The sequence below is a fragment of the uncultured Helicobacter sp. genome (assembly GCF_947367035.1).
GTDB lineage: Bacteria > Campylobacterota > Campylobacteria > Campylobacterales > Helicobacteraceae > Helicobacter_D.
Genome location: NZ_CANBCA010000009.1, coordinates 26,980 through 49,220 on the forward strand (window position 1 = coordinate 26,980; position 22,241 = coordinate 49,220).

The following is a 22,241-nucleotide window of genomic DNA, read 5'->3' on the forward strand; positions in this document are numbered from 1 at the left end:
AAAACAATGCAAGGAAGCGTAAGGTTTCCTTAAAGCAAAAATCAGGAGATTTCATGTGTGTTTTGTGCGGGGAACTCATTACAAGCATTCATTGGAGCGAAGGTGTGCAAGATGAGAGCAAAGAAATCATTGTTGGCGAAAAGCAACGTGAGCGAGCGCGCCAAAGGTTACAAAAAGTGAGAATCGCAAACCTTATTTTAAGATTCTATGGCTTGGAACTAAAAGATTGGAATACCTCGCAATTTATTTTAAGCGATAAAAAGGGGCGAGGTGGAATCGTCCATCACTTAGGGGAGCTTTGGGAGAAAGCCTCCTCACTCACTTCCAAAGAAATTAATGTGCTAGATTCCAATCTTTTGGTATTTTTGCAAAAACATTATGGCTAAAATCCCCCTTACAATCCTCACTGGCTTTTTAGGAAGTGGTAAAACGACTTTTTTAAGCGAAATTTTAGAATGCAACCAAGATAAAAACCTTGCACTGATTATTAATGAATTTGGTGAAGTGGGATTAGACCATAGCGTCCTAAACCAACACATTTACCACACGCAAGAAAAAACGATTTTGCTACAAGGGGGTTGTATATGTTGCAATAAGCGCGAGGATTTAATCTTGCAACTCAAAGCCCTTTTGGACAAATCCATAGAACATCTCATTATTGAAACAAGCGGGCTTGCAAACCCTGCTCCCATTCTTTTTAGTATCTTAACAGACACGATGCTCCAACATCACTTTTCTATTAATGGAATCTTTACCTGCATTGATTGCCTCAACGCACCTGCACATTTAAGCCACGAGGAAGCAAAAATGCAAATTGCGATTTCTGATAAAATCATCTTAACCAAACAAGATCTTTTTAATGGCAACTTGCAAGAAATCTTCCACCTCATCACAAGTCAAAATGCTTTTGTAGAGGTGATTCCAAAGTCTTTGATGGATTTGAGAGAGATTTTAAGTGTGAAAGAAGTTGAGCACGTGATTGTTAAGCCGAAATTGCCTCATTCAAATTCCACTCACTCGCTTTCTATAAGTTTCAAAGAGCCTTTAGATTGGAATGTGTTTAGTATATGGCTTAGTATGCTTTTATATAAATATGGAGAGAAAATCTTGCGTTTCAAAGGGATTGTGGATACCAATGAAGGCTATCCTATTGCGGTAAATAGTGTGCTGCATATCATTCACCCTCCGCTTCATCTTAAAACTTGGGAGAGAGAAAGGGGCTCGGAGATGGTATTTATTTTTAAAGATTTGCAAAAGGCGCAGATTGTGGAATCCTTTAAGGTTTTTATAAATTTATTGGGCAAAAAAACAGAAATCGCGATAAAATAATCTTTTAAACCATATTAAGGATACACAATGCCATTAGCCTTTGAATCCCTCCCATTAAAAGACTTTTTAAATTCTTGCAATAAGGACTATGCGGAATCCAAAATATCGGGGTTAGAGGAGTTTAAAGAAAAAGTAGTGCAAAAATTACAAGCTTTAAACACTTAAGCCACCTTTTCTTTGAAGTTTTAGCACGAGATTATGAGGCAAGAGGGAGCGATAAAGGCTTTAATTTCCTGCCTTACCTCAACTCTTCTTTGTTTATAAAAGATGAAAAGCTAGAGATTTTGGATATTGCCCTGCTTGATGATACCTTAGAAATTAAAATCTTTGAATCCACACAAACAGCACATAAAAAGAACGAAAACTGCAAGTTTCTAAGCTATCTTTTTGATTTCTTAAACGCCTTTGACTTTAGCAAAGAACAAGAGGATTCCACACAAAAACGCAAAGACTTAATCCGCTCAAGCGTCTTAGGAGCGGTCTTTGAAAAGCTCAATGGCTACAAAGAGGGCAGTTTCTATACGCCAAGCTTCATCACAAGCTATATGTGTAGGGAATCTCTAAGCAAAATTGTGATTGATAAGTTTAATACTGCATTTGAGTGGCAAAGCAATAGTTTAGAATTTCTGCGTAAATGCCTTGATAGAGAATTTAGCAAAATTGTAAATGCGATTATAGAGTGTAAAAAGTCAAATGCAGAACAAAATGCAACACTTAAAGATTTAGAATCTCGCCTTGATTCTATGGTTCTCTCTCTATGGCTTAAGCAATGGGGGGCAAAATATAGTTTAGCGTATTTTCTCCTTGTAAGTGTGGAATCTCAACTTATTATTTTAGTGAAGTTACTCTGTGAAAATTTTGAAAACGAACTCAAAGAAGCCTTTAGATTCTGCGATGGGATTAAGGTGTCAAAACATCAATATGAGGGAAAAATTATTTATCCAAATATGGCAAAGGAATTTATTGCCTATCTTGATATTCAAGATCAAGTTGCATACCAAGGCAAGATTCTTTGGGCAGAGATGACAGACACGCCTTGTTTTGTCTATGATGCCCAAGGGTTTTATATCAATCAAACTTGCTATTTTATCCCAAGAGACGATAAGTATTTGTGTGCGATTTTGAACTCGAAACTGATTTATTTTTATATGCGACAAATTGCTTCAAATTTGGGAGATGGAGCATTTCGGTGGATAAAGCAATATATAGAAAAGCTCCCGATTCCAAAAATAGATTCTAAAAACCAAAAAATCGTTAATCAAATCATTGCTTTAGTTGATGAAATTCTAACGCTTAAGGCAAAAGATTCCGCCTTTGACATAAGCAAATTAGAATCGCAAATTGATTGTTTAGTGTATAAACTCTATAATCTCACGAATGAGGAGATACACATTATAAAATTCAAATGATGCTATAATGTTAGGATTTTAAAAAGCTAAAGGATAGGTTGTGCTACCAAACGCAATAGTCATCAAAGAAGCCATAAAGAGAAATGATATATCTCTTGAGAGCCTAGCACATTCTATCTTTAGAGACAAAGCGAATGATTTTATTGCTTTTATTCACAGCAAAGATTCTACTAAACAAAGTCTTTCGCATAGTGTTTCTTTAAAGCTTGGTTATAAAAATCTTTTACAACTTGCAGAAAAATTAGATATTCCCTTTGGGTATTTATTCTTGCAAGAAATGCCAAAAGAAAACACAAAAATTGCAGAACTTAGGAGAAAAAATCCAAAGTCTAAAATCTCTCAAGTGCTTAAAGAATCCATTAAAAATAGTGAATACAAGCAATTATGGTATAGGGATTATCTGATTGAAATTGGACAGGAAGCACAATATAATAAAAAATTTGATAACGAAAAGGAAGTTATAGAGAAAATCAAATTAATGCTTTATTTTAATACATTACCAAAAAACCCTTATAAAGCCCTAAATCAAATGATAGAGCGGCTGCAAGATAAAAATTTCTTAATTTTTATCGCAACAAGAATTAATCGCAGCAACTCAAAAAAACTAGATATTGAGGATTTTAGAGGATATTGCCTCTATGATAAATATGCCCCTGTAATTTTTTTAAATAATCAAGATTCTTATAAGGGTAAAATCTTTACTCTTTTGCACGAGTTAGCCCATATTCTTTATGGTAAAAATGGAATTATTTTGCTAGATAATGAACATCATCAAGAGCTAGAAAAGACTTGCAATTTTATAGCGGGTGAAATTCTCATTCCAAAATATTTGCTTTTAGAACAGTGGGATAAGAAATTAAATGTCTCTCAAAATGTAGATTCCCTAAAAGATATATTTAAACTCGCTAGTGATGAAGCTATTGCAACAAAAGCAATAAATCTCAAACTTATATCCCAAGAACAATATGAAGAATATATTGAGGAATGCAAAGCAAAACCCAAAAAAAAGCCTTATTCTCCCAATAATGACAAAAAAGTATTTAAGAGCATTATTAAAGAAAATAGTAAAAATTTTGTTGAAGCCATTGTTGCGCAAACATATAACAACAAGCTTGACTTTAAGACAGCAATGGACTATTTAGGAATCAAAGAAATTAAGTATTTTAGAGGAATACAAGAGGAGATTGGGTTATGAATAAATATCTATTAGATACCAACTTCTTTTTGGATTCGAGTTTGAGATATTATCAAAATGATTTTTTCCAAGATTTTTGGAAATGGTTAAGACATTCTGCTCAAAAGCCATCTATAAAAACAATTAAAAAAGTAAAAGAAGAGTTGAACAGGAAAAATGATTTTATAAGTAATTTTATTAAAGAAATGTCGAAAGATTTTTTTATTGATGAAACAAAATATCTTGAAAACTATGCACAAGTGATTCAAGCCTCGCAAGATATGGATTTTAATCCAAGTGCCAAAGAACAATTTGCACAAGCATACCGAGCAGATGCTTGGTTGCTTGCTGTTGCCCAAAGAGATAATTTCATTGTTGTAAGCAATGAAAAAATGCCCGATAAAAAAGAAAAGAAAAATATTAAAATACCAAGAATGTGTGATAAATTGGGCATAAAATGTATAGATATTTTTGATTTTATTAAAGAGCAGAAATTAGAATTTTGTATTAAAAATATGCCTCATATTCTAGAATATACGCTTTTTGACTTAAAATAATCTAAAGATTCCACCCTTGACACTTCCACTTTGCAATCCCACATTGATAAATTAGTGTATAAGTCGTATAATCTTACCAATGAGGAGATACACATTATAGAATCCAAATAATGCTATAATGTTAGAAAATAGAAATTATGGAGAATAGTGATAAATGAGAGTAATTAAAAGAGATTTTGTCAATCCAGATACCCCGTCTTACTGCGATAACAGAAAACTTACTTCGGGGAAAGCCTATTTTTTGCTTGATAGTGCTGGTAGGATTTTTAAAGCAGGAGAACAATGTGCTAAGCAACACAGCCAAACTGATTTAAGCTCTGTGCCTGATTTGACCACCTCCCTTCTTGTAAATTCCACAAAAGACAAACACGATTATTCTTCTCGTTTAAACTCTAAACAACAAAAACTAGATAAAAAATCCCAAGCCTTAACTTATTTGCTTTTAAGAGAGGAAAAATTAAAAGAGTTGGGTTTTGAAAATATTTCATATAACACGCTCCAATCTTATTATCAAGAATATAAAAATAACTATGACTTATCCGAAGAAGCAGTAAATCATATTTATAATATTCTAAACTCCCCAAATATACCTAAAAAATTTTCTTTACTCAATCTTTCAACCTGCTATGCTTATTACTATAAAATGGAAAAAGCTTTGCAGTGCTTAAATCAAGAACAAAGTGTCTATATTGATAGCTTATTAAAATATTTAAAAAAAGATTATTCTCTTACAAAACCCCAAATTGATGGATTAGCCAAATGGTTTGAACATATTAATTGTAAAGAAATAAAAGAAGCGAAGCTAAAAAATTTTATGTATGATAATTTTAAATATTATCACAAAACAGCTTTTGAACTTTTTATTTTAAAATAAAATCCATAATATAGTTTTGAAAATTTATAAAACTAACGATTTCACTTCCACAGAAAGCCCTAATGCGATTCCGTAAGGAACCGCAAGGATAAAAATACTAAATTTTCTTATAAGGAGCTTGTCCAACTTCGTAGTAATTATTGCCTGACGCATCAATAGCCACAATCGCAGGGAAGTTTTCTATTGTAAGCCGTGCAACCGCTTCAGGTCCTAACTCAGGATAAGCTAAGACTTCATATTTAGTGATACATTTTGAAATGAGTGCTGCCGCACCACCCACAGCCACCATATATACAACGCCGTGCTTAACCATAGAATCTATGACTTCTTTGCTGCGATAGCCTTTACCAATCATTCCGTGAATGCCTTGCTCAATGATTGTCGGTGTATATTTATCCATTCTCCCGCTTGTTGTAGGACCTGCGCTACCAATCGCATTGCCCGGCTTTGCAGGAGTGGGTCCAAGATAATAAATCGTCTCGCCACTCAAATCCACAGGGAGCTTTTCTCCACGCGCTAACGCTTCAGTTAAAGCTTTATGTGCCGCATCACGAGCGCATAAAATTGTGCCAGAGATTAGCACACTCTCCCCTGCTTTGAGGCTTTTTGCCACTTCTTTACTTATAGGTGCAGTGATTTTTTTTGGCTCTCCCATTTTTTCCTCCTTAAAGCTCAATATCAGCGTGTCGTGCGGCGTGGCAGTTGATATTTACTGCCACAGGAAGCCCAGCAATGTGTGTGGGATACCATTCCACATTGACTTTAAACGCAGTCGTAGTGCCACCTAATCCTTGTGGTCCTACGCCTGTTTGATTCGCAATTTCAAGCAATTCTTCTTCAAGCTTGGCATAGCGTGGGTCTTTATTTTTAGAATCTATTTCGCGCACAGCCGCCTGTTTGGCTAAAATTGCTGCTTTTTCCATTGTCCCACCAATACCTACGCCAATCACCATAGGAGGACAAGCATTGGGACCTGCGAGTTTCACCGCTTCGGTAAAGACTTTTTTCACACCTTCAATGCCATCGGCTGGGACAAGCATTTTAAGCACACTTTTATTCTCGCTTCCAAAGCCTTTGGGGCAAACTTTTAAATGCAATTTATCGCCCTTGATTATTCGCGTATGAATGACTGCAGGAGAGTTATTTGTCGTATTTTTGCGCTCATAAAGTGGCTCTTCTACAACAGATTTACGCAAATAACCATTCGTATAGCCCTCTTTAATACCCTCATTAATGGCATCTTCAAGGTAGCCTCCTGTGATATGCACATCTTGCCCGATTTCTACAAACACCACGGTCATACCTGTATCTTGGCAGATAGGCATCATATTGCTTTCCGCAATCTTGCCATTTTCAATGAGCGTATCTAGGATATTTTGTCCTAATGCAGACTTTTCACTTCCCTTTGCAGCACTAAAGGCGCGTTTAATATCGGGCGTTTGGATACAACACGCATTAATGGCAAGTTTAGCAACAGCAGATTTAATATCTTCATATCGCACTTCTCTCATTACTTCCTCCTTGTAGTTTGAATGAAATAGCTGATTTTACTCTACTCTATGTAAAAAACGCTTTAAGGATTCGTAAAATTTAAAAAGAGAATGTAAGAAGAATTTATCATTTGACAATTGCACATTTTAAGTTTAAACTACCCAAGTCTAAATCTTAGGCAGTTTAAACATTGAATTAGTTTTTAAATTAGCTCAAGTATCCTGCAAACATTGCAAAAAGATAACCAAATACACAAGAACTAAACACGCCAATCAATCCGGGTAAAATGAAGCTATGATTGATAACAAATTTACCAATATGTGTTGTGCCAGAGCGGTCAAACTGAATCGTAGCCAAATCACTTGGATAAGTTGGCAAAATATAATACCCATAGCACGCCGGAGCAAAAGCCACAATGATTGCAGGATGCACACCAATTCCTAAGGCAAGAGGCACGAAAGCAGCGATTGCAGCGGCTTGTGAATTAACAAATTTTGAGATAAGCAAAAGCATAATCGCATAAGTCCAAGGATAATCTTGCACCACGCTCCCTAAAGCCGTTTTCATCATCGGTGTATGCACAGCAAACATCGTATCTGCCATCCAAGAGATTCCAAATACTGCGACAAGTGCAATCATACCCGAGCGGAAAATTTCATTTTTACCGATTTTTCCTGCATCTACTTTGGTAAAAATGAGCAACGCAGAACCAGCTAAAAGCATAAACATTTGAATCGTATCTACCATACTCATCGGCTTGCTCGCACCTTTGATTGTGAAATGCGGACGAAGTTCTGGAAACGCACCTAAAATCGCAACAATTGCGATTGCACCCAAGAAAATCCACATTGCTGCCCATTGGACACCGGGAAGTTTAACACCAAGCAAGGTTTTAGAATCTCCATAAACATATTTTCTAAATTCCTCGTCTTTTAATCTTTCTTGAAATTCCTCGTCTTTATCTAAGTCTTTGCCCCTAAACCAAGAGAAAATTCCTACAACCAATACACCACACAAAGTCGCTGGAATCGTGATTTTAAGTAAATCTACATATCCATCAAATCCTGATAAATGCGTTTGAGCGTTTAGCAAAAACGCGGTTAAAGAAACAACTGCCACAGAAACCGGGCTTGCGATGATTCCCATTTGAGAGGAAATAGAAGAAGCTGCCATAGGACGCTCTGGGCGGATTCCGTTCTTTATCGCAATATCATAAATGATGGGCATCATTGTATAAACAACGTGTCCTGTTCCACAGAGAATCGTTAAGAAACAAGTTACAAAAGGGGCTAGAATCGTTAGAAATCTTGGATTTCTCCTTAGGATTCTCTCAGCAATTTGTAGCATTACATCTAGTCCTCCACTTGCTTGTAAAGTCGCACTGGCTACAACAACGGCTAAAATTGTAAGCATAACAGAAACTGCAGGTTTACCGGGTTGTACGCCGAATCCAAAAGCCAATACCAAAAGCCCAACCCCCCCCAGGAGACCAAGCGCGATTCCACCTTTCTTTGCACCATAAAATAGACAAATGAGAACGATAATGAGCTGAATTGCAAATTGCGTTCCCTCACTCAAGGACATTAAAAATTCCATAACCAAACCTTTCAAAAAAATTTCAGTCGGAATCTTATTCCAAAAAAAATCAAAAGATTATTAAATAAGCTAAAACTATTGATTAAATTCACCTCATTTTCTCAACAAAAACAAGTTTTGGATAAAAAATATTTAACTTTTGTTAAGTAAGTAAAATTACTTTTAGTAACTGCAAATCATTGTTTCATAAATTCTTATTTGTAAAATATAGATTAAGCAAATCCATTTGGTTTGGCAAAACACTATCAGGAGCAGAGGGGTTTCCCTAGCGGTTCTAGAGATATAAAAAGAGAAGTTTCAGAGTTTAAACTATAAGTTGCCCCTAATGAATTAGGTTCTTCAAAGTTTTGTCTGATTACATTTTGACTATGAACTTCTTGTAAAGATTTAACTGCAAAAGTAAAGCTAATATTTGTGATACAAAGGAAAGTTAAGAGAATTTTTAGCAACTCTACGCCCTATTTTTATTTGTAAGGTTTATAGCCAATTGCGCTAATGCTAACTAGAATTTATTGAAAATTGGCTATAATCAAAAACACAAAGGAAGCAAATTGCACACAATATTTAAAGAACTAATGGAATCTTGGGGTGTCTCTAATGTAGATAAAGAAATCTATTTGCAGAGTGCCTATACAAAAAGCTTTCCCAAAAGTTATAAAATTTTTAGTGGTGAGCAAGAGTGTCGTGGGCTTGTGTTAATTTTAGATGGTGCTTTACGTAGTTTCATTGTTTCTCCAAATAATAAAGAAATCAACCTTTTTATTCTAAAAAGTGGAGAATTTTGTATTCTCTCTGCTTCGTGTGTGTTGAAAAATATTCGTTTTGATGTCAATTTGGAGTTTATCAAAACTTCCAATGTGTTGATCCTGCCAAGTAAAACCTTTAATGAACTAAGTGCAAAATATCCTGTTGCCAAACAATTTCAAGCAGACCTTGTAAGCGAACGCTTAAGTCGTGTGGTTTTTTCTCTAAGCGCACTCGCTTTTGATTCTCTTGAATGTAGAGTTTTGGATTTTTTACATACCTATTTGCAACGTAATGGAATAAAGAAATCCAAAATACTTTATATCACACACGAGGAAATTGCCAATGCATTAGGGAGCGCAAGAGAAGCAGTCTCTAGAGTGCTAAAAGACCTTGAAAAGCAAGGAAAATTAAAAACTAAACGCGGAGTAATCGAATTAGCTTAGCAGTGAAGCATAAAATCCTAAATTCTTGTAAGCCAATAGGGGATATTTTTTTGCTCTTGTGCAACGCTTGTCTTATCGCCGTGTCCGGGTAAAACGAGCATATTTTCTTGGATCTCCATAAATTTCTTTAAACTTGCTCTCATCGCCTCACTTGAAGAATAAGGAAAATCGCTTCGTCCAATAGAGCGGTGAAAAATGAAATCCCCGCTAAACATTAACTTATGTTCGGATAAAGGTATAGTGGTAGTTTGTGATTCTGAATTGGGTGTTGATTTAGAATCTCTATTGGCAAGTTTATGATTAAGAACGATTGTGCTACAACCGGGAGTATGTCCGGGATAGCAAGAAAACTCTATCATAAAATGACCAAATTCATAGTAGTTTTGTCTCCCTAGATTACTTATATTTGAAGTTCTAGGAATTATCGTATCATTTTGTGTTCCTCCAACAAGAATAGTGGGAGTGGAGCTTGGTTGTCCTGTGCTAAAGCAATCCTGTATAAGCATAAAGGCGTCTTCAAGGGGGCAAAGGAGAGCAATCTTTTCAAAGTAAGAGGTTAGTTCTGCATTGCTCCACACGTGGTCAAAATGTCCGTGTGTATTGAGAATTGCTAAGGGTTTTGTATCTTTTAATTCTTCTATCGCCCAAGTGTTTGCACCAATTCCTGGGTCTATGATTAAAGATTCTTTGGTTTGCTTATCTAGCGCCAAATAGCAGTTGGTTTGATATTCTCCAAAAGATTGGCATAAAATCTTAAAAAAATCATTTTCAACAAGAATCATTAATTTTCCTTAAATTTGTTAAATTTCTGTGAATCTTAACGCAAAATCGCTAAAATAATACCAAAAAAGGCAGACAAATGGTGCAAAATTTTATGTTACCTAATGAGAGATTCTATCCCGCTGCTGAAGACTTCCGTGATTCTTTTGGGCGTGATAGAGATAGAATCATTCATAGTTCCTATTTTAGACGGTTAGAATACAAAACGCAAGTATTCATCAATCATAGCGGGGATTATTTTCGCACACGCCTAACGCATTCACTTGAAGTTAGTCAAATTGCACGGACATTGGCGAAAAATTTAGGTTTAAATGAAAATCTTGCGGAAGCCATTGCCCTAGCACACGATTTGGGACATACGCCTTTTGGACACGCGGGGGGAGATGAGTTAGACAAAATGATGCGTCATTTTGGCTATCATCACGGATTTGACCATAATTTTCAATCTTTTCGTGTCGTAACAAAACTAGAAAAACGTTATAAAGATTTTACAGGATTAAATCTTACTTTTGCTACTCTAGAAGGGATTTTAAAACATTCTTATCCTTATGATAAGCCATTTTTGAGTGAAAGATTAAAAGATTCGTTTTGCCTAGAGTTTCACCCAAGTCTTGAAGCAATCCTTGTGGATTTGTCTGATGAAATCGCCTATATTAGCGCAGATATTGATGATGGTATTAAATATGGCTTGATTGATTTTGAAGCCCTTAAAGAAAGCGCATTAGTGGCTAAAGCCGTAGAATTCGTGGAACAACAAGAGCAAGTGCAGCGTCAAGATTCTATTTTCCGACATCGTTTTATTTCACGACTGATTACAATCTTAGTGTATGATATTTTAGAAAACAATTCACCTATTTTACAAACTTCTCCGCAGTGCTTTGCTTATATGGCTAAAGAATCTCTGCCAATTTCTCATACTCAAGCAATGGGAGAGGAGATTAAAGAACTCAAGCAAATCCTTTTTACTCGTCTTTATCGGCACGAGGAAATTTCTAAAAAGATGTTTATGGGCAAACGTTGTGTGCGCAAACTTTATGATTGCCTAAACAATGAGATAAACTTACTCCCAAGAGATTTACAAGCAAGAATCCACAATGGCGAAAAAACTCATCGCGTATGTGCGGATTATATCGCCTCTATGACCGACCGCTATGCAATTGCTCTTTACCACGAATTGGGATTCTAATTGTATTTTCTTGTTGTGAATGCTAAAGAGAAAAGTTACAATATGTTGCGATTTTTTGCAGATTTTATGTATTATTGTAACAATTTCTATAACTCAAAACTTTTCTACAATTTATTTTTAGATTTTAGGACTTACTAGCACTCTTTTTACACAAAGGATTAGACTTTATTTCTTTTATTACCGATGGAGCATTAATGAACAAAGTAAGAGAGTAAAAGTTTAAATTAAGAGGAGATGAGCCCAAGTTGAAGCGACACTATTGCGAATTATTGGCAACAATACTTATGCTTATATGCGAAGAAAGAATTTTGCTAAATGTTGTGGGGATAGCAACTATATTCCAGCTTATCATTGGATTCTGCTGAACAAAATCACTCTGAATTGTCAAATGATGAAAAGATTTTTCCAGAAAGTTCGTGCTAGAAATGCTAAATTACAAAGAAATGCAGATAGAATCTCAAACTTTTATTATTAGTGGCAGTGATTTCCTAATACAAATCTTGCTTGAGGATTCTAAAGAAAGGGATTCTTGAATTTTAAGATAAAAGTTTGGCAATTTCTTTGGCGTGATAAGTGATGATAATATCCGCACCCGCACGCTTAAAACCAATCATTGTTTCTAATAAAACGCGTTCATAATCTATTAAATTGTTTTTCTGTGCGAATTTTAGCATTGCATATTCTCCACTTACATTATAAACTGCAAGTGGTAATAAGGTGCGTTCTCTAATGTCTCGCACAATATCAAGGTAGGCAAGGGCGGGTTTGACCATTAAAATATCTGCACCTTGTCTCTCGTCCTCTAAACTTTCCAAAATTGCCTCTCTACGATTGGCGGGATTTTGCTGATAGCTTTTGCGGTCGCCAAAACTTGGTGTGCTATTAGCGACATCACGAAAAGGACCGTAATATCCACTTGCAAACTTTGTAGAATAACTCATTAGAGGAATGTGCGTAAAGCCTGCATTATCTAATGCGCTACGGAGAGATTCTATCATTCCGTCCATCATTCCGCTAGGAGCAATCAAATCTGCTCCGGCAAGTGCTAGAACAAGAGCCTGTTTATTTAGAATCTCTAGCGTTAAATCATTATCCACGCTTTGGAGTTTTGGATTTAAGATTCCACAATGTCCGTGGTCTGTATATTCACAAAAGCACAAATCAACGCATAGAAGCATTTTAGGAAATTTTGCTTTGATAACCCTTAAGGTTTGCGCGATAATCCCCTCTTCGCTTAATGCTTCGCTGCCTACACTATCTTTAATGGCTGGAATCCCAAAGAGCATAATGGCTTCAATACCTAATTGCTCTAGTTCTTCGCATTCCTTTAGTGCATTGTCAATACTTAGTTGATAAACATCGGGCATAGAGGCAATGGGGTTTTTGACTTTTTCTCCGTGTGTGATAAATAGGGGATAAATCAAGTCTTGCGTCTGTAAAGTTGTTTCTTCTACAAGATTTCTAACAACAGGATTTAACCGAATTCTTCTTAAACGTTTAAACATATTTTTCCTTTTAAGCTTGATTTGAGAGAATGCCTTGAATTATAAAACAATTTTTATCCTTTTCATAACGATAATCTAGCTTTAATCCTTGCGATTCTAAAGTGCTTTTGACAATATAAATCCCAAGCCCTAAACCACCGCTTTTGTTGGATTTACTATCTTTAAAAAACGGCTTAGCGTGGTCTTGCAAAGTATAAGGCAAGGGAGCACCAAAGTTTAAAATCAAAAGATTCTTATTTTCAATTTTAATTTCCACTTTGTCTTTCGTCTTGTATTTTAGCGCATTATCTAGCAGGTTTTTAATTGCTAAGGTGAGTATTTCAAAATCGCAATGTAAAAGATAATTTTCGTTAGGTAAAATAAACGATTCTTTTATCTGCTCTTTGTCCAAAAGCAACATTGCAAAAACGCGATTTAAAATATCCTTTAATACATAATCTTGCTTATTTAGGCAATAATTGCGTGAGCTTAACTCCTCAATTTTGGCAAATTCGTTAATCAAGCTATTAAGTCGGTCAAATACACTGCAAAGTCGTTCTTTGTAGAGAGGCTGGTCAATCATTTCTGCGGTGATTCTGCCTTTAGTAATAGGCGTTTTGAGTTCGTGCATTATAGAGCGTAAAAACAAATGTCTAGATTGATTGAGTGCATTGATTTTTTCTGCAGCATTTTCAAATTCACGTGAAAGTTCACCGATTTCATCGTTTTGATTAATTCTACAAGAGATATTGGTTTGACCATCGGCAAATTTACGAATTTCTTTGCGCAAAGTGTTAAGTGGCAAGATACTTTTAATCACTAATACGAACAAAAAAACAACGACCAAAAAAGCAAAAAAAGTAATCAAGTAGTAGTTAAAAAGCCTATGAGAATATAAACTACCATAAAGTTTCCATTTGTGTGGAGTTTGCAAGAAAAGATAGATACCATTTTCTTGTTTAATGATTTTTGCAATCATTCCGTCTGTTAAATTTTGTGTTAAATAGCCTTGAAATTGCTCTAAGGTTTTGGCATCTTGGATTTGATGTAAATCTAACTCTTTGAGGTATTTTTCAATCAATTCTATATCGCCACCAAAGCGCACTAGCTGATTAATAGTAGCTAGAAATTGACTATATTTGAGCTGGTCTTTTAGTATTCTTTCATTGATTTCTTCTCTTATAAAATAATAAGAGAATGCACCCAAACAGATGATTGCCATTATAAATAAAATAGTGATTTTGACAAAGATAGAATTTTTTAACATCTTTATAATTGTAGTTTATAACCAATTCCGCGCACAGAAAAGATAAATTTTTTATTGCCTTTTTCTATTTTTGAACGCAAACGTCCAATGATGACATCAATGCTTTTGTTGCTAGAATCTGGATTAATAGAATCTGAATGTGCTGCAATGGAATCACGTGTTAAAGCCTGATTGACATTTTCAAGCATAAAGCTTAGGATTTCATATTCTGCTTTGGTTAAATTAAGGGCAATATTATCAAGATAAATTTCTCTACTTCCTTTATCAAGTGTAAAGGGTAGAATAGATGTTTCAGTATTATCGGGTTTGTTGGCTAAGTTGTATCTACGAAGGACACTATGGATTCTCGCAACGAGTTCTTTTGGGTCATAAGGCTTAGGAATATAGTCATCTGCGCCATATTCTAATCCTAATACTCTATCATCAATATCGTGTCTAGCGGAAGAAATAATAATTGGGATTCGTTTTTCTTTTGCGACCTTCTTGCAAACTTCTAGCCCATCTAGGTTTGGGAGTGTTAGATCTAAAAGAAGGAGGTCAAAATGCCGAGTGTTTATTGCACTCATACCTGTATAAGGCTCGTCATAATTTGTTACATTAATCTCATGAGCTTTCAAATATTCGCTAAGAATGGTCGCTAACTCCAGATCATCTTCTATCATCAAAACTTCTAGCACGGCATCTTCCTTGCAAAAAGGAGGATTGGGTATTTTAGGGGGTTAAAGAAAAATTCAGGAAAATGCCCGCTAGTATTGACAATAATTTCAAAGAACTTACTCACGCTAAGTGTCCTTAAGCAAAGGAGAAGTGGATGAAAAACTTTTCTTTTTAGAAAATCCAAACTTAACTTGATGTTAAGTTTGCCTCTCAACTCATCCTGTTGAGATGACGAAATTATAAAGTAAAATAGTAAATCAAAAGTAAATAAAAAAAGTTTTTTCATTTTTGATTCTTTTTTTCATCAATAATGGCTAGAGTAAATTCTAAAAAATTTAAAATCATATCTACTTTAGTCTCAATATCGCGGTTGTTTGGAGATTGTAATCCTTCAAAAAGCACAAGGATTCTTTCTTGTAGGGCATTTAAAAATTTTTCTTCTTGCAAGTAAGTTTTGGTTAAAAGTGCTTTCAGTTCTTCTGTATTTTTTAAATCCAGCTTTTCAATTTTGCGAGCATAAGGATTTTGCGTGTTTATGTTTTCGTGATTTGGGGTATCAGTTGGCAGAATGTCTAACAGGGCATCACGTTCAAGTTTTGATTCTTCTAGGGGGTTTGGATTGGACTTAGCAGAGATAGAATCATTTGTGTCAATCTCTGCTAATGTCTGTAAAATTGCTTCTTTTAATTCCATAGTTGTAATAACCACCTTTCAAATTCATTCTGTTCCACTTCGCTGTCCATTTGGACAAATAAATTAAGCATATCCTCATTCGCTTTGCCATAATTCTTGCGATTGCTTACCAAACGTTTTAAGGCGATTTTAGCTTCAAGATTGTTCGGGTCTTGTTCTAAAATCGTTTTATAAATCTCTGCAGCTTCGTAAGTGTGTCCTTGTAGTTCATAAATGCTTGCAAGTGTTAGGGTTTTCATTGAATGCCTTTGACTTTTAACGCTTGAATTTTAGCATAAATAGACTGCTTTGTGAAGTTTTATTTGTATTATTGTGATTCTGCTTTAGCATAAATAAACAGAGCCAAAGTCCTCTGTAATTCAATAAATTAGGAATCATTTTATAAAGATAAAGACGTAAATTATTTTACAATTAGAATCGGGATAGGGGACTTTTGTGAAAAATCATTTTGATTGGTAGAAAAGATTTTGTTCCAAAAGCTCTCTTCGCTTTGTCCAATCACAAGTAAATCAAAGTCCTTAGCATAAGCTAGTATCTCTGTTACCGCTTCACCCTCTAGCATTTTTTGTTTGATATTGATACCTTTGTTGATAAAAATTGCACTAAATTCTTCTAAAAGTTTAGTGCTTTGTGCGTTTTCTTTGTTTTCAATTTCTTCATAAGCGGCTAATGCAGCTTCACCATAAAGCATAATCGGGGTTTTGCAATGGATAATTGTGATGGCGCAATCTTCTCTATTGCCAAAAAATTCCACTACAAATTCGGCAGCTTTCTGACAAGATTTTGTCCCATCTACGGCAAATAGAATCTTTTTCATTGTTAAAGCCTTATATTGAATAAAATGTAAAAATTATATCAAAATTCACAGAAAATAAAGTAAGAATGCGCTACGCTTTTGGATTAAAATTCACAAAAGAGAATAGGTAAATGCAAAATATTCTACAACATATTCCCAAGGCGGACAAGTTATTAAACGCGCTACAAAACGAATTAAATGGCAATTTAAATTTCAATTTAGCCAAGATACTCATCACAGAGTTTTTACAAAACTATCGTCAAGATTTGTTACAAGGTAGCGAGATTTTAGGTTTTGAAACTTGTGTGCAACGCATTGTTCAAGTCTATCACAAAAGAACACAAAAGTCTTTAAAACCACTCATAAATGCCACCGGAATTGTAGTGCATACGAACCTTGGACGTAGTGTCTTTTCTCCCTCTATTTTGCAAGAGATTTTCCCCATTTTAACGCACTATAATAATTTAGAATATGATGAAGAAAAGGGTGGTCGTAGTGAGCGTTATGTGCATTTAAAAGAACTATTCAAAGCACTTTTAAGGACAGAAGATGTTTTGGTGGTTAATAATAATGCGGCAGCAGTATTTTTGATTTTTAATACTTTTGCTAAGGGTAAAGAAGTCATTATTTCTCGTGGAGAGTTAATTGAGATTGGCGGAAGCTTTAGGATTCCAAAGGTAATGGCAGATTCTGGTGCAATTTTGCGTGAAGTGGGAACAACAAATAAGACCCATTTAAAAGACTATAAGGAAGCAATAAATGAAAACACCGCTATGCTTTTTAAGGCACATAAGTCCAATTATGCAATGAGTGGATTTGTTAAAGAAGTAGAATTTGGAGAAATTGTAGAGTTAGCCGCTGCGCAGAATCTGATGGATTATTATGATTTGGGGAGTGGATATTTTGGTTTAAGCGGATTTGAAAAGAGTCTGAAGAAGTTTGAACCTGCTTTAGAAGAGATTGCAAAACTTAATCCAAGCCTTGTAAGTTTCAGCGGAGATAAGCTCTTAGGAGGGGCACAAGCGGGGATTATCTTTGGCAAAAAAGCATTCATTGATGAGTTAAAACAAAATCAACTCTTAAGAATGTTGCGTGTGGATAAATTTACGATTGCAGCACTTGAGGCAACGCTAAATGCTTACTTGGAGGGTAAAACCGACAAAATCCCTACCTGTCGTTTGTTATTAAGGGACAAAGAAGAGTTAAAAAGTGAAGCAGAGGCACTAGCAAGCCTGATTCCCAAAGATTTTGCGCCCAAAGTGATTCCTACGAAAAGTTATAGCGGAGGGGGTGCAATGCCAAGCCATTATTTGGAATCTTTTGGCGTTGCCATTGAAGCAAAATCTTTGAATTCCTTTAGACTAAACGAAGAACAATTAGAAAGATATTTGCGCTCTTTAGGAATTATTGCAAGATTAGAAAATGGTGCATTACTTTTAGATTTGCGCACATTGCTAGAGGGCGATAAAGAGAGAATTGCAGAGGTTTTTAATGAGCTAAATTTAAAATGTAAAGAGGAAACAAAGAAATAAATGCAAGAAAATTTAATTATTGGCACAATGGGACACATTGACCATGGAAAAACAAGCTTAATTGCTGCAATGAATGGATTTTGGGGAGATAGTTTTGCACAAGAGCAAGAACGGGGAATCACACTAGACTTGAGCTTTTCTAACTTAAGCCAAAAGCAAAAAAACATTTCTTTTATTGATATGCCAGGACACGAAAAGCTAGTCAAAAATATGATTGCTGGTGCATTTGGTGTGGATTATGCAATGCTTTTGATTGCAGCCAATGAGGGCATTATGCCACAAACTTTGGAGCATTTAAGAATCGCTTATTTACTTGGGATTCGTGATTTTGTTGTTGTGCTTAGCAAAAGTGATTTGGTGGATCTGGACAGAATCACACAAGTAAAAAGGGAAATTAAAAGGCTTTTTAGCGAGTTTTCGGGTTTAAATTTCCAAATCGTGAGTTGTTCCATCTATGATAAACAAAGCATACAAGCGCTTCAGAACCTACTTTTTGCATTACCTAAAAAGCCTCATAAGGATTTGGGATTTTTTCGCTATTATATTGACCGCGTGTTTGTGATTAAAGGAGCAGGCTGTGTCGTAAGTGGAACTTTGATGGATGGAGATTTAAGGATTGATGAAAAAATATGGTGTGCGCAACTTGGAAGAGTGCTTGGAATTAAGAATCTCCAAGTGCATAATGAATCTAAATTCATAGCACCTAATGGCTCACGTGTTGCAATCAATCTAAGCGGGGTTTCTCATCAAGAATTAAAACGTGGAGATTTACTGACCAAGAAAGGCTATTTGCGTGGATTTGACAGCATAGAGGTAGAGATTTGCGCCTTTGAAACAATAGAGCATAATAGTAAAGTGCAGTTATTTATTGGGGCATTGCGTTGCACGGCTCGTATTTTGTTTTTAGACAAAAGTAAAAAGTTCGCGACCTTAAAAACTGCTATCCCAATTTTTGGTATTTTTGATGAGAAGTTTATTATACGTGATGATAAACAAACTTTAGGTGGAGGTAGAATCCTAAGCCCGATTATAGACCCAATGAAAAAGTCTCAAAAATTGCAATATTTGGCGCTTTTAAGCTTAGGAGATTTAAAAGGTGCTTTTGCGGTTTTGCTTCAAGCACATAAAAAAGGTTTTGGACTTATTAGCGCGATTCAACGTTTCAGAATTCCACAATCTTTGGGTTTAGAAATTGCTTCAGAGATTCCAGAATGTTTTGTATGCGCCAAAGAACTCATCGCCTATCCAAGAGTTGCTAGAGAAATTGTCCGCGGCATTATTTTAAAGATTTTGTTCAAGAATCCCAATGCCTTGCTAAGTGCTGCTCTTTTAAGTCAGAAGCAAGGTTGGATTGCAGAGGAGTTTGCAAGAAGTGTTTTAGAGGAAATGCTTGTAAAAGAGGAATTAAATAAGGTGGATTCTTTTTATATTTCTCCTAAAAATATCTTAGGATTAGGAGTAGATAATGCAGAAGAAGTTGCTAATTATTTCTATAAAACCATTTATGAAGCCTTACAAAATCAAGAGTTTCAGCCTATTGCACCCTATAACTTGTATGATGCTTTAGACATTGATAGGCAAACAGGAGATTCAGTTTTTAAACGTTTAACACGTGAGAAAAAGATTTTGCGTCTAAACCATAAGCTGTTTATTTGTAGCGATGTTTTGGCGCGTTTGCTTGAACTAATGCGCGGAATTATTAAGAAAGAGGGCTATTTGGATTTAACAAACTTTAAAACACATTTAAATCTTAGTCGCAAATATCTTATTGCTTATTTGGATTATTTGGATAGCTTTAGTGATGTTATCAATACTGATGGCAAAAGAACATTAAAATAGTGAGAGTTTTATGCTTGATAGATTACAAAATCCACCTTTAAATTCAGAGTTAAACCAAAATCTTATCAACCTAAAAACCACCAATTATCAATCTATTACTCCCACCCAATCTCAAAAGATTTTGAAAGAAAAAGCCACTCTTTGTGAAATTTTGGGAGCAAAAATCGTGCGTCCCTTTAGCTTTAATTTAGAATCTTTTTATTTCTTGCTTGTTAGCCTCTCTCAGCATTACAAGGTGGCTCTAGCACTTTCAAGTCATAATATGCTTTATTCTGCTTATTTGCATTTGCCAAACAAAGAATCCATTTTCCCACTTTTACCAAATTTTGAAAGTGGAAGTATTCATCAAGATTCTATTAATAAGGCACTAGAAAATGGAGCAAATTGTTTTATCGTGCCAATTCTCAATGAAGATATTTTGACATTAAATTGTATAGAAGCATTGCCACAAGATGTGCTAAAAGTCGTAGATATTAGTTATGCTCTTGCATTAAATCTACCTTTGCCACAAGTGGATATTATGCTACTTAATGGCGAAAACTTGGGAATTATACGTCCTTTTGGGATTCTGGCTTCACAAGATTTTTATGGAATCTCTAGCGTTTATTTAGAAGCCCAAAATCTTTATCAGACTTTTGCACAAGCAATCCTATTAAAAAAAGCCAATATACAATCTAATGAAAGATTCCAAAATAATCTTGCACAACTCTTTTTTGATGTTCTACAAATGAATTTAGAAAAAGTGGGCTTAGGCGATGCTTGTTATGTCTTTTATCCAACACCTACTAATACCCTATCTTTAGGACTTAAAGGAATTAAGGCGCGGAATCTTATCCAAAGTTTGCTCTTTGATGGAATCAGTGTAATTAATGGGCAAGAATGCCTTTTTGGCTTTGCAAGTCCCTCATTTGTATTGCGTCAAATGGGATATACGCAGGAGCAATCTAGAGAGTTACTAAGCCTTAGTTTTTTAGATATTTCTCCTAGTTTAATTCCACAAATTGCACAAAAAATTGCACAAAAATATGTGCAGTTAAGAAGTTTAGGTTAAATTAGAATCTTTCAAGGAAGTAGAATGATGAAAGCAAAAGTTAAGAGTTTAGAAGAAGCCATAGAATCTTTACAAAATGTCGCACAAGGATTCTCTCAAGACACAGAAATTTTACCACTTTTAGACGCACAAGAGAAATTTTTAGCCGAAGCAGTATTTGCAAAAAAAGCATTGCCTTGTTTTGATAATGCCGCAATGGATGGATATGCACTAAAAGCTTCTAATGCAGGTAAAACATTAAAAATCAAAACAAGTATTTTCGCTGGGGATTGCACCGAAGTTTCACTAGAGGGTTTAGAGTGTGCAAAGATTATGACAGGTGCAAAAATTCCTAGTGGGGCAGATTGTGTTGTGCCTTTTGAAGAAATTGAGGGAGGATTCCAAAATGCTAAGCAAATCAATGTGCCACAAACTTTAAAGCAAGGTGCAAATATTCGCAGATATGGTGAGGAAGTCGCATTAGATTCTATGTTGTTAGGAAAAGGCACTCACTTAAGTGCAGACTCCCTTGCTCTGCTTGCTACACAAGGCATTAGTCATCTTCAGGTGTTTGCGCCTTTAAGGATTAGCGTATTTGCAAGCGGTAATGAGTTAAAAGAAATATGGGAGGAAGCGGATTCTTATCATATTTATAACTCTAATGCTACGATGATTCAAGCAATTCTCAAAAGTTATGGGTTTCAAAGTCGTTATAATGGAATCTTGCAAGATAATCGCGATTCTATACAAGCTGTATTGGAATGTCCTAGTGATGTAGTTTTTACAAGTGGTGGGGCGAGTCAAGGAGAGGCAGATTTTATCCGAGAGACTTTAGAAAAAAGTGGAGCGCAAATGGTGTTAAATGGTGTGCAAATCAAGCCTGGTAAGCCATTAATGGTTGCAAAGCTTGGTGAGAAATTCATCGTTGCTTTACCAGGCAATCCCCTAGCTGGAGCGGTTTTATTGCGTTTGCTTCTCGTGCCATTTTTGCGCGAATTAAGCGGAGCAAGTGCTTATTATCCGCAGCCTTTAATCTTCAAATCTACACAAAACTTGGTGCGTAAGAATCGCACTGAAATAATGCTTGGAATTGTGCAAGGAGATAGCATTTCTTTTACTAAGGGAGGTAAATATAGTTCTAGTGAGGTTATTCCAATGAGCTTAAGTAACGCATTAATCGTCTTTAGCAAATCGCGTGATTCTATTATGAAAGGCGAAGCGCTAAAGGTTTTGCCTTTTAAGATGGATTTTGGTAGCCAAAAGATAGAATTTATTAATTAAAATAAACTTTGCTAGTTTAGAATGTGTTTAGAAAAAATAGATAAAATTGTGTAAAACTTGTATAATAAGGAAAAGT

23 protein-coding genes are annotated in these 22,241 nt (G+C 35.3%); 13 read left to right on the forward strand and 10 right to left on the reverse strand.

The window, feature by feature from the left end:
- Positions 1 to 53 precede the first annotated feature (53 nt).
- The 7 genes from Q0Y61_RS04370 to Q0Y61_RS04400 all read left to right on the forward strand — a co-directional run bounded on the left by Q0Y61_RS04370 (position 54) and on the right by Q0Y61_RS04400 (position 5,343).
- Positions 54 to 386, forward strand: a complete 333-nt coding sequence (locus Q0Y61_RS04370; protein WP_297811958.1) for a hypothetical protein — start codon at positions 54 to 56, stop codon at positions 384 to 386.
- On the forward strand, positions 379 to 1,329 hold the full coding sequence (locus Q0Y61_RS04375) for a GTP-binding protein (RefSeq protein ID WP_297811961.1): 951 nt from the start codon (positions 379 to 381) through the stop codon (positions 1,327 to 1,329). Before Q0Y61_RS04370 ends, Q0Y61_RS04375 begins: the two co-directional genes overlap by 8 nt.
- A 27-nt stretch (positions 1,330 to 1,356) precedes the next feature.
- Positions 1,357 to 1,494 (forward strand): hypothetical protein, encoded by a 138-nt coding sequence (locus tag Q0Y61_RS04380; RefSeq protein WP_297811965.1) that lies wholly within the window; start codon positions 1,357 to 1,359, stop codon positions 1,492 to 1,494.
- A gap of 578 nt (positions 1,495 to 2,072) precedes the next feature.
- Positions 2,073 to 2,738 (forward strand): TaqI-like C-terminal specificity domain-containing protein, encoded by a 666-nt coding sequence (locus Q0Y61_RS09470; RefSeq protein ID WP_366517285.1) that lies wholly within the window; start codon positions 2,073 to 2,075, stop codon positions 2,736 to 2,738.
- Positions 2,739 to 2,778: 40 nt separating this feature from the next.
- Complete coding sequence (locus tag Q0Y61_RS04390; protein ID WP_297811969.1) at positions 2,779 to 3,933, forward strand: ImmA/IrrE family metallo-endopeptidase; 1,155 nt, start codon at positions 2,779 to 2,781, stop codon at positions 3,931 to 3,933.
- Entirely contained in the window at positions 3,930 to 4,469 is a 540-nt protein-coding gene (locus tag Q0Y61_RS04395) for a DUF4411 family protein (RefSeq protein ID WP_297811971.1), read from the forward strand. The genes Q0Y61_RS04390 and Q0Y61_RS04395 overlap by 4 nt, the downstream gene beginning before the upstream one ends.
- Positions 4,470 to 4,623: 154 nt before the next feature.
- Entirely contained in the window at positions 4,624 to 5,343 is a 720-nt protein-coding gene (locus Q0Y61_RS04400) for a hypothetical protein (RefSeq protein WP_297811973.1), read from the forward strand.
- A gap of 97 nt (positions 5,344 to 5,440) precedes the next feature.
- Here Q0Y61_RS04400 and Q0Y61_RS04405 read toward each other — a convergent pair whose 3' ends face one another.
- The 3 genes from Q0Y61_RS04405 to Q0Y61_RS04415 all read right to left on the reverse strand — a co-directional run bounded on the left by Q0Y61_RS04405 (position 5,441) and on the right by Q0Y61_RS04415 (position 8,430).
- Positions 5,441 to 5,998 (reverse strand): Fe-S-containing hydro-lyase, encoded by a 558-nt coding sequence (locus Q0Y61_RS04405; protein WP_011116632.1) that lies wholly within the window; start codon positions 5,996 to 5,998, stop codon positions 5,441 to 5,443.
- A 10-nt stretch (positions 5,999 to 6,008) separates the two neighbouring features.
- A complete protein-coding gene (locus Q0Y61_RS04410) occupies positions 6,009 to 6,854 on the reverse strand; it encodes a fumarate hydratase (protein WP_011116631.1) in 846 nt (281 codons plus the stop codon).
- Positions 6,855 to 7,041: 187 nt separating this feature from the next.
- Positions 7,042 to 8,430, reverse strand: a complete 1,389-nt coding sequence (locus tag Q0Y61_RS04415; RefSeq protein WP_297811977.1) for an anaerobic C4-dicarboxylate transporter — start codon at positions 8,428 to 8,430, stop codon at positions 7,042 to 7,044.
- Between the two features lie 551 nt (positions 8,431 to 8,981).
- On the opposite strand from Q0Y61_RS04415, the gene Q0Y61_RS04420 reads away from it, so the two are divergent.
- Positions 8,982 to 9,620 (forward strand): Crp/Fnr family transcriptional regulator, encoded by a 639-nt coding sequence (locus Q0Y61_RS04420; protein WP_297811980.1) that lies wholly within the window; start codon positions 8,982 to 8,984, stop codon positions 9,618 to 9,620.
- Positions 9,621 to 9,637: 17 nt separating this feature from the next.
- On the opposite strand, the gene Q0Y61_RS04425 is transcribed toward Q0Y61_RS04420, so the two are convergent.
- Positions 9,638 to 10,402, reverse strand: a complete 765-nt coding sequence (locus Q0Y61_RS04425) for an MBL fold metallo-hydrolase (protein ID WP_297811983.1) — start codon at positions 10,400 to 10,402, stop codon at positions 9,638 to 9,640.
- A gap of 92 nt (positions 10,403 to 10,494) precedes the next feature.
- On the opposite strand from Q0Y61_RS04425, the gene Q0Y61_RS04430 reads away from it, so the two are divergent.
- A complete protein-coding gene (locus Q0Y61_RS04430; protein WP_297812089.1) occupies positions 10,495 to 11,586 on the forward strand; it encodes a deoxyguanosinetriphosphate triphosphohydrolase in 1,092 nt (363 codons plus the stop codon).
- A gap of 536 nt (positions 11,587 to 12,122) precedes the next feature.
- Here the strand turns inward: Q0Y61_RS04430 and hemB are convergent.
- The 6 genes from hemB to Q0Y61_RS04460 all read right to left on the reverse strand — a co-directional run bounded on the left by hemB (position 12,123) and on the right by Q0Y61_RS04460 (position 16,504).
- Positions 12,123 to 13,091: a porphobilinogen synthase gene (hemB, locus tag Q0Y61_RS04435; protein ID WP_297811986.1), complete on the reverse strand. Its 969-nt coding sequence runs from the start codon at positions 13,089 to 13,091 to the stop codon at positions 12,123 to 12,125.
- A gap of 10 nt (positions 13,092 to 13,101) precedes the next feature.
- The gene (locus Q0Y61_RS04440; RefSeq protein ID WP_297811988.1) at positions 13,102 to 14,337 is read right to left on the reverse strand and encodes an ArsS family sensor histidine kinase; all 1,236 of its coding nucleotides are present in this window, start codon (positions 14,335 to 14,337) and stop codon (positions 13,102 to 13,104) included.
- Between the two features lie 2 nt (positions 14,338 to 14,339).
- A complete protein-coding gene (locus tag Q0Y61_RS04445; protein ID WP_297811991.1) occupies positions 14,340 to 15,014 on the reverse strand; it encodes a response regulator transcription factor in 675 nt (224 codons plus the stop codon).
- A gap of 262 nt (positions 15,015 to 15,276) precedes the next feature.
- Positions 15,277 to 15,687: a hypothetical protein gene (locus Q0Y61_RS04450; protein ID WP_297811994.1), complete on the reverse strand. Its 411-nt coding sequence runs from the start codon at positions 15,685 to 15,687 to the stop codon at positions 15,277 to 15,279.
- On the reverse strand, positions 15,678 to 15,926 hold the full coding sequence (locus Q0Y61_RS04455) for a tetratricopeptide repeat protein (protein WP_297811997.1): 249 nt from the start codon (positions 15,924 to 15,926) through the stop codon (positions 15,678 to 15,680). The genes Q0Y61_RS04450 and Q0Y61_RS04455 overlap by 10 nt, the downstream gene beginning before the upstream one ends.
- Before the next feature lie 161 nt (positions 15,927 to 16,087).
- Entirely contained in the window at positions 16,088 to 16,504 is a 417-nt protein-coding gene (locus Q0Y61_RS04460) for a universal stress protein (protein ID WP_297812001.1), read from the reverse strand.
- Between the two features lie 110 nt (positions 16,505 to 16,614).
- Between Q0Y61_RS04460 and selA the strand changes: the two genes are divergently transcribed.
- Genes selA through Q0Y61_RS04480 form a run of 4 tightly spaced genes read left to right on the forward strand, consistent with a single transcriptional unit; the run spans position 16,615 to position 22,165 of the window.
- Positions 16,615 to 18,015, forward strand: coding sequence for an L-seryl-tRNA(Sec) selenium transferase (gene selA, locus Q0Y61_RS04465; RefSeq protein ID WP_297812005.1), 1,401 nt, complete (start codon positions 16,615 to 16,617; stop codon positions 18,013 to 18,015).
- On the forward strand, positions 18,016 to 19,854 hold the full coding sequence (gene selB, locus Q0Y61_RS04470) for a selenocysteine-specific translation elongation factor (RefSeq protein ID WP_297812008.1): 1,839 nt from the start codon (positions 18,016 to 18,018) through the stop codon (positions 19,852 to 19,854).
- A 10-nt stretch (positions 19,855 to 19,864) separates the two neighbouring features.
- Positions 19,865 to 20,905: a nitrogen fixation protein NifS gene (locus Q0Y61_RS04475; RefSeq protein ID WP_297812011.1), complete on the forward strand. Its 1,041-nt coding sequence runs from the start codon at positions 19,865 to 19,867 to the stop codon at positions 20,903 to 20,905.
- 24 nt (positions 20,906 to 20,929) lie between these two features.
- Entirely contained in the window at positions 20,930 to 22,165 is a 1,236-nt protein-coding gene (locus tag Q0Y61_RS04480) for a molybdopterin molybdotransferase MoeA (protein WP_297812014.1), read from the forward strand.
- The last annotated feature ends 76 nt before the right edge of the window (positions 22,166 to 22,241 follow it).